Genomic DNA, 15,147 nt, shown 5'->3' with positions numbered 1-15,147 from the left:
CCACGATGACTGACGCACCCCGCACCCGCCTGCATGTCGACTCCCCCCTGGCCGAGGGGCAGGCGGTCGGGCTCGACCACGAGCGGGCGCACTACCTGCGCCACGTGCTGCGCCTCGACAAGGGGGCCGCCATCTCCGTGTTCAACGGCAAGGACGGCGAGTGGCTGGCGGTCATCGACGGCTTCGGCAAGGGCTGGTGCTCGCTCACCGTGACCACGCAGCGCCGGCCGCAGCAGGACGGCCCCGACGTCTGGCTGCTGTTCGCCCCCATCAAGCGCGGCCGCATCGACACCGTGGCGGAGAAGGCGAGCGAGCTGGGCGCCGCGCGCATCTGGCCGGTGTTCACCCGCCACACCGACCCGCACCGCGTCAACCTCGACCGCCTGCGCGCCAACGCGGTGGAGGCGGCCGAGCAGTGCGAGCGCCTGACCGTGCCCGACCTGCCCGACCCGGTGGCGCTCGACAAGGCGCTGGCGGCGTGGCCGGAGGGGCGCGTGCTGTTCCTCTGCCGCGAGAGCGGCGCGGCGCAGCCCATCGCCGAGGCGGTGCGGGCGCACGCCGGCCGGCCGGCCGCCTTCCTGGTCGGGCCGGAGGGCGGCTTTGCGAAGGCGGAACTTGACGATCTTGGTAAACTACCCTTTGTTGTCCCTGTCGGTTTGGGGCCTCGGGTCCTGCGGGCCGACACGGCGGCGTTCGCCGCGCTCGCCTGCTGGCAGGCCCTTGCGGGCGACTGGACGGCGGGCGGCGCGGACGCGCGGCCGCCTTTCCGTTCTTATTGAGATTTTGCCGGAGCCCCCATGTCCGCACCCCCGAAGACGCGCGGCGAGCCGATCACCGACCGGCGCCAACTGGTGGCGTACCTGGAGTCCGGCAACAAGCCGGAGTCCAGCTGGCGCATCGGCACCGAGCACGAGAAGTTCGCCTACCGCCTGTCCGACCTGAAGCCGCTGCCCTACGAGGGGCCGGACGGCATCCGCGAGGTGTTGACGCGGTTGCAGCGCTACGGCTGGCAGCCGGTGGAGGAGAACGGAAACATCATCGCGCTGACCCAGGACGACGGCGCCAACATCACGCTGGAACCGGGCGGGCAGTTCGAACTGTCCGGCGCCGCGGTGGAGACGCTGCACCAGACCTGCGCCGAGGTGCACAACCACCTGCGCCAGGTGAAGGAGATCGGGGCGGAACTGGGCACCGGCATGGTCGGCCTGGGCTTCCAGCCGAAGTGGCGGCGCGACGAGATCCCGTGGATGCCCAAGGGCCGCTACCGCATCATGCGCGAGTACATGCCCAAGCGCGGCTCCCTCGGCATCGACATGATGACGCGGACCTGCACGGTGCAGGTCAACCTGGACTTCGCGTCGGAAGCCGACATGGTGAAGAAGTTCCGGGTGTCGCTGGCCCTCCAGCCGATCGCCACGGCGCTGTTCGCCAACTCGCCCTTCACCGAGGGCAAGCCGAACGGCTTCCAGTCGTACCGCAGCCATATCTGGACCGACACCGACCCCGACCGAACCGGCGACCTGCCGTTCGTCTTCGAGGACGGCTTCGGGTTCGAGCGGTACGTCGACTACCTGCTCGACGTGCCCATGTACTTCGTGTACCGCGACGGCACGTACATCGACGCGTCCGGCCAGTCGTTCCGCGACTTCATGGCCGGCCGGCTGCCGGCGCTGCCCGGCGAGACGCCGCTGATCACCGACTTCGCCGACCACCTGACCACCTCGTTCCCCGAGGTGCGGCTGAAGAAGTACCTGGAGATGCGCGGCGCTGACGGCGGCCCGTGGCGCCGGCTGTGCGCGCTGCCGGCGCTGTGGGTCGGCCTGCTGTACGACGGCACGGCGCTCGACGCCGCCTGGGACCTCGTCAAGGACTGGACCACCGAGGAGCGCGCCCATCTGCGCGCCGAGGTGCCGCGCCACGCGCTGCGCACGCCGTTCCGCGACGACACGGTGCGCGAGGTGGCGCTGAAGGTGCTGGAGATCGCCCACGCCGGGCTCGTCGCGCGGCGGCGCAACGACAACTGGGGCGACGACGAGGCGCACTTCCTCGACACCCTGTTCGCCATCGCCGAATCGGGCCAGACGCCGGCCGACGAACTGCTCGCCAAGTTCCACGGCGCCTGGGGCGGCAGCGTCGATCCGGTGTTCAAGGAGTACGCGTACTGAGCGTTCGGGCTCTTCCCCGGTCGGGCTGAGCGCCTTTTGCCGTCATCCCCGCGAAGGCGCACGCCTGTCCGGAGAAAGGCGCGTGTTTGTCTTCCTGTCCCTTTCGCAACCGTCATCCCCGCGAAAGCGGGGATCCAGAGAGTCAGCCAAGCCATTGATCTGACAAGGCCTCCTGGATCTCCGTCTGCGCGGGGGTGACGGAAGAGGGGTGCATGAAGGCAACGGGCCAATGATCACAGGCCGACCGGCCGATTGGTCTGGACGGCCCGAAATTGCCCGATCATCGTGAATGGGCGAGCAGTTTGCTCGGACAACCATTTGCGGGAGAAGCGTATGCGTGGACTTGTCTCTGGTATCCTGGGGGCGGGCACCCTGGGTGCGGTCGCCCTCATGCTGTCCGCCCCGGTACAGGCACAGTCCACGGTCGGCGTCTGGACGGTCGAACTCGGCAAGAAGTGCGCCATCACCCAGACCTGGAAGGGCGACAACAAGAACACCATCGGCATCATGATCTCCTACCTGGCCAAGGGGCAGGGGTTGCTGCTGGCGTTCTTCGACACCGACACGGCCTACAAGGACAAGGAGGAGTTCAAGGTCCTCCTTGAGGTCGATAAGCGCTGGAAGGCGAAGGTGGACGGCTTCGCCGCCGACAAGAACACCGCCGCCGTGGTGCTGCAGGCCAACTCCGACTCCGTGCGCTCCCTGATGGAAGGCAAGGAGCTGTACATGGAAGTGCCGGACAAGCCGGACAATTATTCCGGCACCTATTCGCTGGACGACACCCGCAAGGCCATCGGCGCCCTCGACTCCTGCCGCGCCCAGGCGGACTGATCCCAAGGCCGGGCATCACGCCCCGTCCACCTCCAGCGCCGCGCCCTGGACCACCCGGACCAGGTGTTCGGCCATCCGGATGCTCAGCGCGACCGTGGTGAAGGTGGGCGGGGCGGTGCCCTCGGTCGGGAAGACCGAGTTGCCGGCGACGTAGAGGTTCGCCAACTCGTGCACGCGCCCGTCCGGGTCCACCACGCCGTCGCGTGGCGAAGCACTCATGCGCGTGGTGCCGCAGTGGTGGTTGCCCCAGTGGTCGAAGCGCGACCAGCGGTCCTCGCGCTCGTCCATCGTCACGCGCACCCGCCCGATGCCCAGCCGCTCCAGATCCTCGCCCAGCAGCTCGACGGCGCGGCGGACGCTGTGGCGGTCGAGCGCGCTGGTCCGCCAGTGCAGATCGACGCGGCGCAGGCCCAGCGCGTCCACGTCGCGGGTCAGCGTCACCCGGCTGTCGGGGGTCGGGGCCTGCTCGACCTCCGCCTTGATCAACCAGCGCCTGGGGTCGCGGTCGATGCCGAACAGCTTGCGCAGGCGGTTCTCGGTCAGGCAGTCCAGATCGCGCGCGATGTTGCGCAGGTGATAGCCGACGTCGCTGACCATGTCGCCGCCGCCCCGGAACGCGTGCCGCAGCCCGTCGCGCAGCACCACCCAGGACCGGCCGCCGCGCGAGTACGCCTTGCTGAACGGCTCCAGGCTGAAATGGGTGTTGAGCAGGCCTTCCCGCCGCGCCAGATCCGGCGCCATCCGCAGCGAACCCTCGATGCAGGGGCCGCCGCCGGCGAGGGCGTGCCGGCTGTAGAACCACAGCGCCGCATCGGGCCCGCTCGGCTCGATCAGGCCGGGCCAGGAGACGCGGTGCTCCATGAACCAGCGCCCGACATGGCCGTGCCCGTTGCCCAGCCCGGCCGGCCGCACCCGGTCGGCGTTGAGCAGCAGCCGCGCGTTCTCGACGCCGCCGCAGGCCAGCACGAAGACGCGGGCGCGCACCCGCAGCCGCCGGCCGCCGGTCGTGACCGCGGCGACCTCGCGCACCACGTCGTCATGCGCGCCGACCACGATGTCGACGACGCTGGTGTCGAGGTGGCAGCGGACATTCCCCGAGCGCGCCAGCGCGTCGCGGTGCGCCTCGCCGAAGCGGGTGGGGAGGACCTGCGTGACGCCGGTACGGAAGCGGTCCGGCGGCAGCGGCAGCAGCGGACCCCCGTCCTCCGCCGCCCACGGCTCGGGGTCGAATCCGGCGTTCGGCAGGCCGATCCGCGCCGCGGCGCGGGCGTAGTAGGGGCGCAGGTCGCGTTCGCCGATCGGCCAGCCGCTGTCGGGAATCCAGTCGCGCCGTTCGAAGTCCAGCGGGTCGAGCGGCCGGCACAGCCCGGCCCAGCGGTTGGTCGATCCGCCGAGGAAGCGCAGCCGGCTCACCGTCGGCGGCGGCAGCATGAGGCCGGAGCAGGTGCCGGCGTAGTGGCTCTGCACCCGCCGCGAGAAGGTGCGGTTGCCGGCTTCGAGGAGGGCGACGCGCAGCGGCGTGCCGTCGAATTCGAGCGCGAGGGTGATTCCGGCGGCGCCGGCGCCGACGATGCAGACGTCCGTGTCGATCACGGCTCCGCTGGGAAGTGTGTCTCCCTCGATGAGCATGGCGCCCGGCTCGTGCGATCCCCCTGCGACGATATGGGGGACACGCCGTGGCTGCCAACGCGGCCTCCACGTTTGTGCCGGGCGTCATAGCCTCCTAGAACTGCCGCAGCAATCTATCGATGTACTCCCTCTCGAACTGCGGGCGGGTGTACTGCTGCGAGCGGCGGCGCAGCTCGTCGAGGATCTCGCGGGAGCGCTGGAGGTCGGCCTTCTCCGGGATCTTGGTGCCGTCCTGGCCCATGCTGTAGCCGCCCTCGCGCCCGCGGTTCAGCGGGTCGCGGTTGCGGCCGGCGCGCTGCTGCTGTTGCTGGCCCGGCTGCATGCCGGGCTGCATGCCCATCATCTGCTGCATCATCTGCTCGGCGAAGCTCTGCAGGCCCTGTTGCAGCTCGTCCATCGCCTGCCCCTGCGAGGGCAGGGCGGCATCCGGCTGGCCCTGCTGGAGCGCTTGGCCGGCGTCGCGCATGGCGCGCTCGGCACGGCCGAGGGGGCGGGGGATCTCGCCGCCCATCTCGCCCATGCGGCGCATGATCTCGCCGAGCTGGCGGCGCAGCGCCTCCTGCTGCTCCGACTGGCGCTGCATGGTCGGGCTGCCCTGGCCCTGCTGCCCCTGTCCCTGGCCGCGCTGCCCCTGGCTGCGGCCGCGCGGGCTCTGCTGGCCGGGCTGCTGCATGCCCTGCTGCCCTTGCTGGCCTTGCTGCCCCTGCTGCGACTGCTGGAAGGTCTGGTCCATCAGCTGCTGCTGCTGCTGGGACAGTTCCTGCAGCTGCCGCATCATCTCCCACGCCTGGTTCTGGCCCTGCTGGCCCTGCTGCGCCATGGTGCCGGCGCGCATGTTCTCCAGCATCTGCTGAAGCTGCGAGAGCATCTGGCGGGCGGCGTCGCGGGCGCCGGTCTCCGCCATCTGCCGCATCTGGTCCAGCATCTGCTGGAGGTCGTTGCGGTCCATCATGCGGTTGGCCAGCTCCGGCGGGATCTCCGGGATTTGCTCGCCGCGCTCCAGCGCCTGGCGCAGCTGCTCCTCCATGGCCTCCATGAACTTGTCCATGGCCTGCTGGAGTTCGTCCATCAGCCGCTTCAGCTCCTCGTCGGAGGCGTTGCGGTCCAGCGCCTCGGCCAGCCGGCGCTCGGCGTCGCGCAGGTCGCGCTCGGCCAGCGACAGGCCGCCGTCCTCGATGCGCAATGCGGTCTCCCACAGCAGGCTCTGCACCTCGGGGATCGCCTCGTTGGACTGGTCGAGCATCAGCCGGGCCAGAGCCGCGCGCAGCGCCATGAACACGACGATGTCGTGGCTGTAGGCGCCCGGCCGGGCGGAGATCTCGGCCAGCGCGCGGGCGGCGTCGGGGCGGGCCTCGGGGTTCAGGGTGAGCTTCTTGCGCTCCTCGATGATGGCGCGGGCGACCGGGTGGTTAAACGGCCGCTCCGGCAGGATCATCGAGAACTCCTCGCTCCTGCCGGTCTGGCCGGCGCCGTCGGTGGCGGCGAGCTGGACGGTCACCGGCAGCCCGGCCCAGGGGTGCGCGGTCAGGTCGTGGAAGCCGGCGTTGCGCGCCTCCTTGGGCCGCACGCCGGGCAGGGCCAGCGGCAGGTCGACCGGCGTGCGGTCGAGGTTCGGCGCGGTGCCTTCCGGCGTGGCGAGGCGCACCGTGGCGTTGGCGGCGGTGACGCCGTAGTCGTCGTGCGCCACGTACTCGATGCGCAGCGCGCCGCGCTCGCTCTTGGCCGGCGGGCTGGCGTAGTCGATGGTCGGCGGGGTGTCGGGGATCACCTGGATCGGCCAGGAGCCCAGCGTGCCGCCGCCTTGGGTGACGGCGATGCGGGTGCCGGACTCGACCGGGCGCTGGATCTGGAAGGTGGAGGCGTCCACCGCGTCGAACGGCGCCGCGCTTCCGCCGACCTCCAGCTTCGGAGCGCTCCCGCCGCCGCTGACGCGGGCGAGGACGACGCTGCCCTTGGGCACCGCCACCGCGGCCGGCGCGTGCGTCTTGTCCGCGGGCGCCTTGTCCGTCGGCGCCTTCTGGGCGGCGGTCTTCAGGAAGATCGGGGCGAGGCCGGTGTATTCCGGCGGGTTGATCCACAGGTCGAGCGTCGCGGCGGCGGTCGCCGCGCCGGGGGCGAACTGCGGCGACAGCGCGGCGGCGAGGCGCGGGCGCCAGTCGCCCCAGGCGCCGAGGCCCGCGACGATCAGCAGCAGCGCCACCGCGACGCGCAGCGCGTGCGGGTCGCGGGAGATGACGTCGGGGGCGGGGAAGGACACGCGCAGCCGCCGCACGCTGTCGCGCATGCGCTGCTGGTGCAGGTCCCACAGCGCCTGTGCCGTGGCGTCGCCGCCGGCCGGGCGGTCGCGCAGGACGTGCAGTGGGCGGTGCGGCAGCCCGGTGTCGCGCTCCAGCCGGCGGCGGGCGGCGGCGGTGTCGGGCAGCGCGAAGCCGCGGAAGCCGCGCCACAGGCTGAGAGCGAACGCCGCGACCAGCAGCACCAGGACCAGGGTGTGCAGCCAGCCCGGCAGCATCGGCAGCAGGTTGAACAGCGCCAGCACGAGGAAGGCGCCGACCAGCGCCACCGGCGCCCACAGCGCCGGCCACAGCCGTTCCCACAGCAGCGCGGCGCGCGCCTGGAGGAGACGAAAGGCCGGCTCCGGCCCGCGGGTCGTCTGGGTCTCTCGCTCGGTCATGCCGCACTCCGCTGCCGTCGCCCCGGCCGGGCACCGTCGGCGTGGCCGGGTCTCGTCAGGATATAGGCTGCCCCGCGGCGGTTTCCGCCGGAAGATTCGCCAGCCATTCACCGAACCACTTGTCCATGACCAAAATATGGCCGCACAGCCAGATCGCCACGTAGCCGTGCAGGAATTGGACGTCCTCGTCCGACGGCTCCGGCCCGGCGGCGGTGCTGCGCACGTAGTCGGCGAAGGCGTCGTGCGCGCGCTTGTGCTTGGCGTAGTCGGGGTAGGCGCACCGGCGCATGATCGCCTCTTCCCGCCGGAAGTGCGTCTCGGAATAGTCCACCAGCTCGGAAAGGACCTGCCCGATCAGCGCGCGGCTCTCGCCGGCCTTGATGGCGTCGCTGAAGCGGTTGTAGAGCGCGAACAGCCGCTGGTGGTCCCCATCCACCGGGCCGAGCCCAATGGAGTAGGCGAGGTCCCATTCCATGCGCGCCGCTCCCCCGTGGTCGTGCGGGAATTATGCATGAATCGCGGGGTTTGGCAGCGGGAGATTGCTGGAGGCTTTCGCATCGAGCCCCCCTCCTGACCTCCCCCCATCTTCGACGGGGGGAGGAACTCCACCGCCAGCCTTGGAAGCCCTCCCCCGCGACGTGGGGGAGGGTTGGGAGGGGGGCGGCGCAGGAACCTTGCCTACGTCCCCAGCCACTCCGGCACGCGGTCCATCCCCAGCAGGTCCTCGATCTTCGGACGCGGCCGGATGACGGCGAAGGCGTCGCCGTTCACCAGCACCTCGGGGGCCAGCGGGCGGGTGTTGTACGTCGACGCCATCACCGCCCCGTACGCCCCGGCCGAGCAGAAGGCGACCAGGTCGTCGGCGGCCAGCGGCGGCAGCGGGCGCTGCAGCGCGAAGGTGTCGCCGCTCTCGCACACCGGGCCGACGACGTCCACCGTCACCGGCTCGACGTCCGGGGCGGGCTCCGCCACTGGCTTGATGGCGTGGTAGGCGTCGTACAGCGACGGGCGGATCAGGTCGTTCATCGCCGCGTCGACGATCAGGAAGCGGCGTGCCAGCCCGTGCTTCAGGTACACCACCTTCGACACCAGGATGCCGGCGTTGCCGACCAGCGCGCGGCCGGGCTCCAGCGTCACGTGGCAGCCGAGGTTGCCGGTGATCGAGCGCACCATGCCGGCGTACTCGTTCAGGTCGGGCGGCGTCTCGTCGCGGTAGCGGATGCCGATGCCGCCGCCGAGGTCGAGGCGCTGGATGTCGATGCCGTCGGCGCGCAGCGCGTGCAGCAGCTCCACCACCCGCTCGAACGCGGCGCGGAAGGGGGCGAGGTCGGTCAGCTGGGAGCCGATGTGCACCGCGATGCCCAGCGGCCTGATGCCCGGCAGCGCCGCCGCCCGGGCGTACACCTCGCGGGCGTGGTCCCAGTCGATGCCGAACTTGTTTTCCTTCTTGCCGGTGGCGATCTTGGCGTGCGTCTTGGCGTCCACGTCCGGATTGACGCGGATGGCGATCGGCGCCTCGACGCCCAGCGACGACGCGACCTCGCTCAGCGCCTCCAGCTCCGGCACGGATTCGACGTTGAGCTGGTAGATGCCGGCCTCCAGCGCGGCGCGCATCTCGTCCCTGGTCTTGCCGACGCCGGAGAAGACGATGCGGTTCGCCGGCACCCCGGCGGCCAGCGCGCGGCGCATCTCGCCCTCCGACACCACGTCGGCGCCGGCGCCCTGCTGCGCCAGCGTGCGCACCACGGCGAGGTTGGAGTTGGCCTTCAGCGCGTAGCAGACGCCGGCGTCCTGCCCCTCGAACGCGCCCGCGTAGGCGCGGTAGTTGGCGACCAGCGCCGCCGTCGAATAGCAGTAGAACGGCGTGCCGACCTCCGCCGCGATGGCCTGGAGCGAGACGCCTTCGGCGTGCAGCACGCCATTCTTGTAGATGAACGGGTTCATGGGAACTTCAGGCCGGAGGAGGGCTGGCCCGGCTTCGGGTCCAGATTGGGATTCGGGTAGGTCTGCGGGAACGGCTGCGCCCGCTCCACGTCCGGGGAGTCGACGCTCCTCGGCTTCTTGCCGCAGCCGGCGAGCGCCAGGGCCGCGGCCACGGCGAGAGTCAGGCCGATACGGCGGCTCACAGGAAGCGCTCCCGGGCCGCCTTGACGGCTTCCTTGACGCGGGTGGGAGCGGTGCCGCCGAAGCTCTGGCGGCTGGCGACGGACGCTTCGACGGTGAGCACCTGGAACACCTCTTGCGCGATGCGCGGCTCGATGGACTGCAGGTCGGCCAGCGACAGCTCGGCCAGCTTGACGCCCTTGTCCTCGGCCAGCTTGACGGCGCGGCCGGTGACGTGGTGCGCCTCGCGGAACGGCATGCCCAGCACCCGCACCAGCCAGTCGGCGAGGTCGGTGGCGGTGAGGAAGCCGCGCTCCGCCGCCTCGCGCATCGCCTTGGGGTTCGGGGTCATGTCGCGCACCATGCCCTCCATGGCGGCGACGCAGAGCGCCAGGGTGTCGTCGGTCTCGAAGACCGGCACCTTGTCCTCCTGCATGTCCTTGGAGTAGGCGAGCGGCAGGCCCTTCATCACCATCAGCAGGCCGTTCAGCGCCCCGACCACGCGGCCGGCCTTGGCGCGCACCAGTTCGGCGGCGTCGGGGTTCTTCTTCTGCGGCATGATGGAGGAGCCGGTGGTGAAGGCGTCCGACAGCCGGATGAAGCGGAACTGATCGGAGCACCACAGCACGATCTCCTCCGCGAAGCGGGTGAGGTGCACGGCGCAGATCGAGGCGGCGGCCAGGTATTCCAGCGCGAAGTCGCGGTCGGACACGCCGTCCAGCGAGTTGGCGGTGGGGCGGTTGAAGCCCAGCGCCTCGGCCGTCATGTGGCGGTCGAGCGGGAAGGGCGTGCCGGCCAGCGCGGCGGAGCCCAGCGGGCACTCGTTCAGCCGGGCGCGGGCGTCGCGGAAGCGGCCGCGGTCGCGGCCCAGCATCTCGACATAGGCCAGCAGATGGTGGCCGAAGGTCACCGGCTGCGCCGCCTGGAGGTGGGTGAAGCCGGGCATCACCGTGTCGGTGTGCTGCTCGGCCAGGTCGATCAGCGCCGCCTGCAGCGCGGTGAGGCCGGCGTCCATGCGGTCCATGGCGTCGCGCACCCACAGCTTGAAGTCGGTCGCCACCTGGTCGTTGCGCGAGCGGCCGGTGTGCAGACGCTTGGCCGGCTCGCCGATCAGTTCGGCCAGCCGCGCCTCGACGTTCATGTGGATATCCTCCAGCTCCGTCTTGAAGACGAAGGCGCCGGAGTCGATCTCTTGCTTCACGCGGTCGAGGCCGTCGCGGATCGCGTCGGCGTCGGCCTGCGTGATGATGCCCTGCTTCGCCAGCATGGCGGCGTGCGCCTTCGAGCCGGCGATGTCCTGGTCGGCGAGGCGCTTGTCGAAATCGATGGAGACGTTGATCTTCTCCATGATCGCGGCCGGGCCGCGGGCGAAGCGGCCGCCCCACATCTGGCTGGCGGAGGGGGCGGGAGTGTTGGGGCGTTCGGCGCTCATGGACAGGGACGTTCGGCTGATGGGGGCGAGGACGGTAGTTATGCGGACTTTCGTGGCGGTCGCAATGGTTTGTGTGGTCCTCGGCGTCGCGGCGTGGGCAGGGCTGGGCCGCGCCGGCGTGCGCGGGCCGGAGGTGATCGTCCTCGGGGCCGATCAGCCGGCGACGAAAACCGCGGGAATCGACCGCTTCAAGGGCGGCGAGGCCAAGCCGATCAAGCCCTTCGCCTTCGTGGACGGGCAGGGCCGCAAGGTCGAGCTGGCCGACTTCGCCGGGCGCACGGTGCTGCTCAACCTGTGGGCGACGTGGTGCGCGCCGTGCGTGAAGGAGATGCCGTCTCTCGATCGCCTGCAGGCGGCGCTGGGCGGGCGTGACTTCCAGGTGGTGGCGCTGTCGGTGGACCGCGGCGGGCGCGACACGGTGGAGCCGTTCCTGAAGAAGCTCGGCATCAAGAACCTGGAGCCGTATTTCGACCAGCCGAGCGCCTCGATGACCGCGCTGGGGCCGCGCGGCCTGCCGACGACGCTGCTGGTCGGCCCGGACGGCCAGGAACTGGGCCGCGTCGAGGGCGACGTGGAATGGGACTCGCCGGAGGTCGTCGCCTTCCTGCGCAAGCAGATCGGCGGCAGCCGCGGGCCGGCGCGGGGCAACGGAATGGTGCGGACGGGCGGGTGACGACCTCGCGCCGGACCCCCACCCAACCCTCCCCCACGGCGCGGGGGAGGGCCTTTTGCTCCTTCCCCCGCGCAGTGGGGGAAGGCCGGGATGGGGGCCCGGTGTTGCGCCGCGGTCAAGGAAACAAAGGCAAGTCTTTATAAGATGCGCGCTGCCACCGCACGGCTTTGCTGCCGGATGCGGTCACGGTCGATCCGCCAAGCTTTCTCCGTCGCCTGGGTGCGACGTCGCGCCCCGTGGACTCTCCGGCGGGTAGGATATTCAATCCCAAGAGGAATATCGTTCCGGCTATAAACGACTCAGTCGATCGTGCCGTGACTTGCGCTCGCCATTCTGGCTGCTGCCGTCCCGACCTGTAAGGAATACGAGAGTATGAGCGACGTCACCCCCAAGATGCAGCTCCACCACGACGCCATCGCGTGTCTGGAGAAGGCGATCATCCATCACCGCAAGGCGATCAAGTACAAGACGCCGGACCCGGAGAAGGGCAAGGAGCGCGACAACAACCACGCCGCGCACCACGCCGGAATCGCGCTGGCGCACACGCTGCGGGCGCTGGAGAAGTCGCACGAGGCCGAGAAGATCGAGGCCGACGAGTACGATCGCTCCCAGGAGAAGTGAGGGGATTTCTCCCTCCCCACGCCCTGCGGGGGGAGGGAGAAAAGCGCGTTATCCCTTGCGCTTGCTGCCGGCGAGCTGGATGAAGTTGTCGTAGGGCAGCTCGGCGACGCGCCACCACAGCTGCGCCTCCTCCAGGAAGCTCTTCCAGCTCTCGTACACCGTCTTGAACTGGGCGTTCTTGGCGGCGATCTCGTCGTACAGCTCGAAGGCGTGCTTGTGGCCGGCCTCCATGATGTCGCGCGAGAAGGTGCGCAGCTGCGCACCCTTGCCGACCAGTCGCTTCAGCGCGCGGGCGTTCTCCGCGTCGTAGCGCGCGGTCATGGCGCCGTTGGCCTCGGCGCAGGCCAGTTCCAGGATCGACTGGTAGGCCTTCGGCAGCTTCTCCCACTCGCCCATGTTGACGTAGAGCGAGACCTGCGGCCCGCCCTCCCACCAGCCGGGGGAGTAGTAGTACTTGGCCACCTGCACGAAGCCGAGCTTCTCGTCGTCGTACGGGCCGACGAACTCGGTGGCGTCGATGGTGCCCTTCTCAAGGGCGGGGTAGACGTCGGCGCCGGCGATCTGCGACGGGGTGACGCCCATCTTCGTCATGATCTGGCCGGTGATGCCGGCGATTCGCATCTTCAGGCCCTGCAGGTCGGCCAGCGACTTGACCTCCTTGCGGAACCAGCCGCCCATCTGCACGCCGGTGTTGCCGGCCGGGAACTGGATGATGTTGATCGCCTTGAAGACGTCGCGCATCACCTCGCGCCCGCCGCCGTACTGGAACCAGGCGTTCTGCTGGCGCGCGTTCGGGCCGAAGGGGACCGCGGTGTCGAAGGCGTACACCGGGTCCTTGCCGACGTAGTAGTAGCCGCAGGTGTGCCCGCACTGCACGGTGCCGTTCTGCACCGCGTCCATGACCTGCAGCGGCGGCACGATCTCGCCCGAGGCGAAGGGGCGGATCTGGAACTTGCCGTCGGTCGCCTCGGCCACGCGCTTGGCGATCAGCTCCGAGGTGCCGAACAGGACGTCGGTGCTCTTGGGGAAGCTGGACGCGAGGCGCCACTGGATGGCCGGCTGCGTCTGTGCGATGGCCGGGGCGGCGACGCCCATGACACCGGTGGCGGCACCGGTGGCGGCGAGCCCGGCTCCGGTCGCCTTCAAAAGATCCCTACGCCTCATGGGGCACCTTCCTGATGGTTTGTTGTAATTGTTGCGTGCCGTGAAGCTAACGGGACTTATCCGGAACAGGAAGCCACGCGCAGGCATGGCAGGGTTTCGTCAGCGCGGCGGCTGCTCGGCCGACTGCTGCGGATCCTGGGCTTGGTCCTGCGTGCGGGCGATGGCGGCGGTGGCGTCCACCACCGTGCGCAGATGGTCGTTCAGCTGGCCCAGCGTCGTCTCGGCGTAATGGTGCAGCCCTTCGTCGCCCTGATAGGCGACCTGGGCGTCGAACAGCTTGAGCGCGCGCAGGTGCGTCTCTTCCTGGAAGCTCAGGAAATAGCGGTCGAAGGCCGGGCCGGTGAAGGTCTGCATCTCGCCGATCTGCTCGCGGGTCGGCGCGTCGAGGTTGTCGGGCAGGGTGACGCCGTGCTTCTGCGCGATGGCGCGCAGCCGCTCGTGCGCGGAGGCATGGCTGGTGGCGAGTCGGCGGGCGAGGGCGCGCACCTCCTCGGTCTCGGCGAGATCCTCGGCCAGCTTGCCGGCGTGCATCTCCGTGAGGTTGAGGATCGCCGCCTCGTTGAGGAAGTTGCGCTCGCGCCGGTCGAGTCCGTCGGCGGGTTGCGCGAACGCGGGCGCGGCGCAGGCGAGCGCCCAAACCAGCGACAGGGCCAGCGCCATGACCGGGGCGGCGGGACGCCACATGCTCAAGGTCTCCTCGTTTTCCAGGGGCGAACAACGAGGGCGGCGTGTGGTTCCAAGAATCAAACGACCCGCCCCGGTTGCCCGGGGCGGGTGCGCCTGTGGAGGACCCGAGGTCCGACCGGATTAGCGGGTCGGGACCGGCGGGGTCTTCGAGTAGTCGTAGAAGCCGCGGCCGACCTTGCGGCCGACCCAGCCGGCCTCGACGTACTTCACCAGCAGCGGGCAGGGGCGGTACTTGGAGTCGGCCAGACCCTCGTACAGCACCTGCATGACGGCCAGACAGGTGTCCAGGCCGATGAAGTCGGCCAGCTCCAGCGGGCCCATCGGATGGTTGGCGCCCAGCTTCAGCGCGGTGTCGATGCTCTGCACGTTGCCGACGCCCTCATAGAGGGTGTAGACGGCCTCGTTGATCATCGGCAGCAGGATGCGGTTGACGATGAAGGCCGGGAAGTCCTCGGCCACCGCCGCCTGCTTGCCGATCTTGGCGGTCAGCTCCGCGATCGCCGCGAAGGTCTCCTCGTCGGTCGCGATGCCGCGGATCAGCTCGACCAGCTGCATCACCGGCACCGGGTTCATGAAGTGCATGCCCATGAACTTCGACGGCCGGTCGGTGGAGGCGGCCAGGCGGGTGATCGAGATCGACGAGGTGTTGGTCGCGATCAGCGCCTCGGCCTTCAGGTTCGGCACCAGCTTCTTGAAGATCTCGCGCTTCACCGCCTCGTTCTCGGTCGCCGCCTCGATGACGAGGTCGGCGTCCTTGAACACCGACAGGTCGGTGCCGGTGGAGATGCGGGCGAGCGCGGCGGTCTTGTCGGCCTCGGCCAGCTTCCCCTTCTGGACCTGACGGTCCATGTTCTTGCCGATGCCGGCGACCGCCTTGGCGAGGACGTCCTCGCTGATGTCGGAGATGACGACGTCGAACCCGGACTGCGCGCAGACGTGCGCGATGCCGCTGCCCATCTGGCCGGCGCCGATGATACCAATGGTCTTGATCGTGGCCATGGAATGTTCCCGCAAGGTCTAGGGGTTTGTTCTGAAAGCCGTCAACGCGCCTTGGCCAGCTCGCCGGTCAGCTCCGGCACCGCCTTGAAGAGATCGGCGACGAGACCGTAATCGGCGACCTGGAAGATGGGAGCTTCCTCATCCTTGTTGATGGCGACGATCACCTTGC

At 70.0% G+C, this 15,147-nt stretch carries 14 protein-coding genes and 1 pseudogene; 5 read left to right on the top strand and 10 right to left on the bottom strand.

All coding sequences use genetic code 11. The annotated features are described in order from the left end of the window. Positions 1-5 precede the first annotated feature (5 nt). From ACRWK7_RS11310 to ACRWK7_RS11300, 3 genes are all read left to right on the top strand, one after another. On the top strand, positions 6-779 hold the full coding sequence (locus tag ACRWK7_RS11310; RefSeq protein WP_431856318.1) for a 16S rRNA (uracil(1498)-N(3))-methyltransferase: 774 nt from the start codon (positions 6-8) through the stop codon (positions 777-779). Between the two features lie 18 nt (positions 780-797). Further along, on the top strand, positions 798-2,165 hold the full coding sequence (locus ACRWK7_RS11305; RefSeq protein WP_431856317.1) for a glutamate--cysteine ligase: 1,368 nt from the start codon (positions 798-800) through the stop codon (positions 2,163-2,165). Between the two features lie 333 nt (positions 2,166-2,498). Further along, on the top strand, positions 2,499-2,996 hold the full coding sequence (locus ACRWK7_RS11300; protein ID WP_431856316.1) for a hypothetical protein: 498 nt from the start codon (positions 2,499-2,501) through the stop codon (positions 2,994-2,996). A gap of 15 nt (positions 2,997-3,011) precedes the next feature. On the opposite strand, the gene ACRWK7_RS11295 is transcribed toward ACRWK7_RS11300, so the two are convergent. From ACRWK7_RS11295 to argH, 6 genes are all read right to left on the bottom strand, one after another. Continuing rightward, the gene (locus ACRWK7_RS11295; protein ID WP_431856315.1) at positions 3,012-4,625 is read right to left on the bottom strand and encodes an FAD-dependent oxidoreductase; all 1,614 of its coding nucleotides are present in this window, start codon (positions 4,623-4,625) and stop codon (positions 3,012-3,014) included. A gap of 94 nt (positions 4,626-4,719) precedes the next feature. After that, a complete protein-coding gene (locus tag ACRWK7_RS11290; protein WP_431856314.1) occupies positions 4,720-7,299 on the bottom strand; it encodes a TIGR02302 family protein in 2,580 nt (859 codons plus the stop codon). A gap of 55 nt (positions 7,300-7,354) precedes the next feature. Then, on the bottom strand, positions 7,355-7,774 hold the full coding sequence (locus tag ACRWK7_RS11285; protein WP_431856313.1) for a bacteriohemerythrin: 420 nt from the start codon (positions 7,772-7,774) through the stop codon (positions 7,355-7,357). 203 nt (positions 7,775-7,977) lie between these two features. Beyond that, positions 7,978-9,243: a diaminopimelate decarboxylase gene (gene lysA / locus ACRWK7_RS11280; RefSeq protein WP_431856312.1), complete on the bottom strand. Its 1,266-nt coding sequence runs from the start codon at positions 9,241-9,243 to the stop codon at positions 7,978-7,980. Then, positions 9,240-9,425: a hypothetical protein gene (locus tag ACRWK7_RS11275; protein WP_431856311.1), complete on the bottom strand. Its 186-nt coding sequence runs from the start codon at positions 9,423-9,425 to the stop codon at positions 9,240-9,242. The genes lysA and ACRWK7_RS11275 overlap by 4 nt, the downstream gene beginning before the upstream one ends. Further along, on the bottom strand, positions 9,422-10,834 hold the full coding sequence (gene argH / locus ACRWK7_RS11270) for an argininosuccinate lyase (protein WP_431856310.1): 1,413 nt from the start codon (positions 10,832-10,834) through the stop codon (positions 9,422-9,424). The genes ACRWK7_RS11275 and argH overlap by 4 nt, the downstream gene beginning before the upstream one ends. A gap of 64 nt (positions 10,835-10,898) precedes the next feature. Here argH and ACRWK7_RS11265 point away from each other — a divergent pair, with 64 nt between their 5' ends. Both ACRWK7_RS11265 and ACRWK7_RS11260 read left to right on the top strand, forming a co-directional pair. After that, the gene (locus ACRWK7_RS11265; RefSeq protein ID WP_431856309.1) at positions 10,899-11,507 is read left to right on the top strand and encodes a TlpA family protein disulfide reductase; all 609 of its coding nucleotides are present in this window, start codon (positions 10,899-10,901) and stop codon (positions 11,505-11,507) included. Between the two features lie 372 nt (positions 11,508-11,879). Beyond that, positions 11,880-12,128, top strand: coding sequence for a hypothetical protein (locus ACRWK7_RS11260; RefSeq protein WP_431856308.1), 249 nt, complete (start codon positions 11,880-11,882; stop codon positions 12,126-12,128). Positions 12,129-12,176: 48 nt separating this feature from the next. On the opposite strand, the gene ACRWK7_RS11255 is transcribed toward ACRWK7_RS11260, so the two are convergent. The 4 genes and pseudogenes from ACRWK7_RS11255 to ACRWK7_RS11240 form a co-directional block, all read right to left on the bottom strand. After that, a complete protein-coding gene (locus ACRWK7_RS11255; RefSeq protein WP_431856307.1) occupies positions 12,177-13,292 on the bottom strand; it encodes a TRAP transporter substrate-binding protein in 1,116 nt (371 codons plus the stop codon). A gap of 99 nt (positions 13,293-13,391) precedes the next feature. After that, positions 13,392-13,976, bottom strand: a complete 585-nt coding sequence (locus ACRWK7_RS11250) for a DUF4142 domain-containing protein (protein ID WP_431856306.1) — start codon at positions 13,974-13,976, stop codon at positions 13,392-13,394. 123 nt (positions 13,977-14,099) lie between these two features. After that, positions 14,100-14,978: a 3-hydroxybutyryl-CoA dehydrogenase gene (locus tag ACRWK7_RS11245; RefSeq protein ID WP_431856305.1), complete on the bottom strand. Its 879-nt coding sequence runs from the start codon at positions 14,976-14,978 to the stop codon at positions 14,100-14,102. Between the two features lie 41 nt (positions 14,979-15,019). Further along, a pseudogene (locus ACRWK7_RS11240) lies at positions 15,020-15,147 on the bottom strand (electron transfer flavoprotein subunit alpha/FixB family protein); the annotation flags it as partial.

It is taken from the genome of Azospirillum sp. (genome assembly GCF_050789165.1).
The sequence above is the reverse complement of the archived record's forward strand: the minus strand, read 5'-3'. Positions and strand labels throughout refer to the sequence as shown.

What these genes read in the sequence shown, in the direction of transcription:
- ACRWK7_RS11310 (WP_431856318.1), top strand. Translation starts at nt 6, where the DNA reads ATGACTGACGCACCCCGCACCCGCCTGCATGTCGACTCCCCCCTGGCC.
- ACRWK7_RS11305 (WP_431856317.1), top strand. Translation starts at nt 798, where the DNA reads ATGTCCGCACCCCCGAAGACGCGCGGCGAGCCGATCACCGACCGGCGC.
- ACRWK7_RS11300 (WP_431856316.1), top strand. Translation starts at nt 2,499, where the DNA reads ATGCGTGGACTTGTCTCTGGTATCCTGGGGGCGGGCACCCTGGGTGCG.
- ACRWK7_RS11295 (WP_431856315.1), bottom strand. Translation starts at nt 4,625, where the DNA reads ATGCTCATCGAGGGAGACACACTTCCCAGCGGAGCCGTGATCGACACG.
- ACRWK7_RS11290 (WP_431856314.1), bottom strand. Translation starts at nt 7,299, where the DNA reads ATGACCGAGCGAGAGACCCAGACGACCCGCGGGCCGGAGCCGGCCTTT.
- ACRWK7_RS11285 (WP_431856313.1), bottom strand. Translation starts at nt 7,774, where the DNA reads ATGGAATGGGACCTCGCCTACTCCATTGGGCTCGGCCCGGTGGATGGG.
- lysA (WP_431856312.1), bottom strand. Translation starts at nt 9,243, where the DNA reads ATGAACCCGTTCATCTACAAGAATGGCGTGCTGCACGCCGAAGGCGTC.
- argH (WP_431856310.1), bottom strand. Translation starts at nt 10,834, where the DNA reads ATGAGCGCCGAACGCCCCAACACTCCCGCCCCCTCCGCCAGCCAGATG.
- ACRWK7_RS11265 (WP_431856309.1), top strand. Translation starts at nt 10,899, where the DNA reads ATGGTTTGTGTGGTCCTCGGCGTCGCGGCGTGGGCAGGGCTGGGCCGC.
- ACRWK7_RS11260 (WP_431856308.1), top strand. Translation starts at nt 11,880, where the DNA reads ATGAGCGACGTCACCCCCAAGATGCAGCTCCACCACGACGCCATCGCG.
- ACRWK7_RS11255 (WP_431856307.1), bottom strand. Translation starts at nt 13,292, where the DNA reads ATGAGGCGTAGGGATCTTTTGAAGGCGACCGGAGCCGGGCTCGCCGCC.
- ACRWK7_RS11250 (WP_431856306.1), bottom strand. Translation starts at nt 13,976, where the DNA reads ATGTGGCGTCCCGCCGCCCCGGTCATGGCGCTGGCCCTGTCGCTGGTT.
- ACRWK7_RS11245 (WP_431856305.1), bottom strand. Translation starts at nt 14,978, where the DNA reads ATGGCCACGATCAAGACCATTGGTATCATCGGCGCCGGCCAGATGGGC.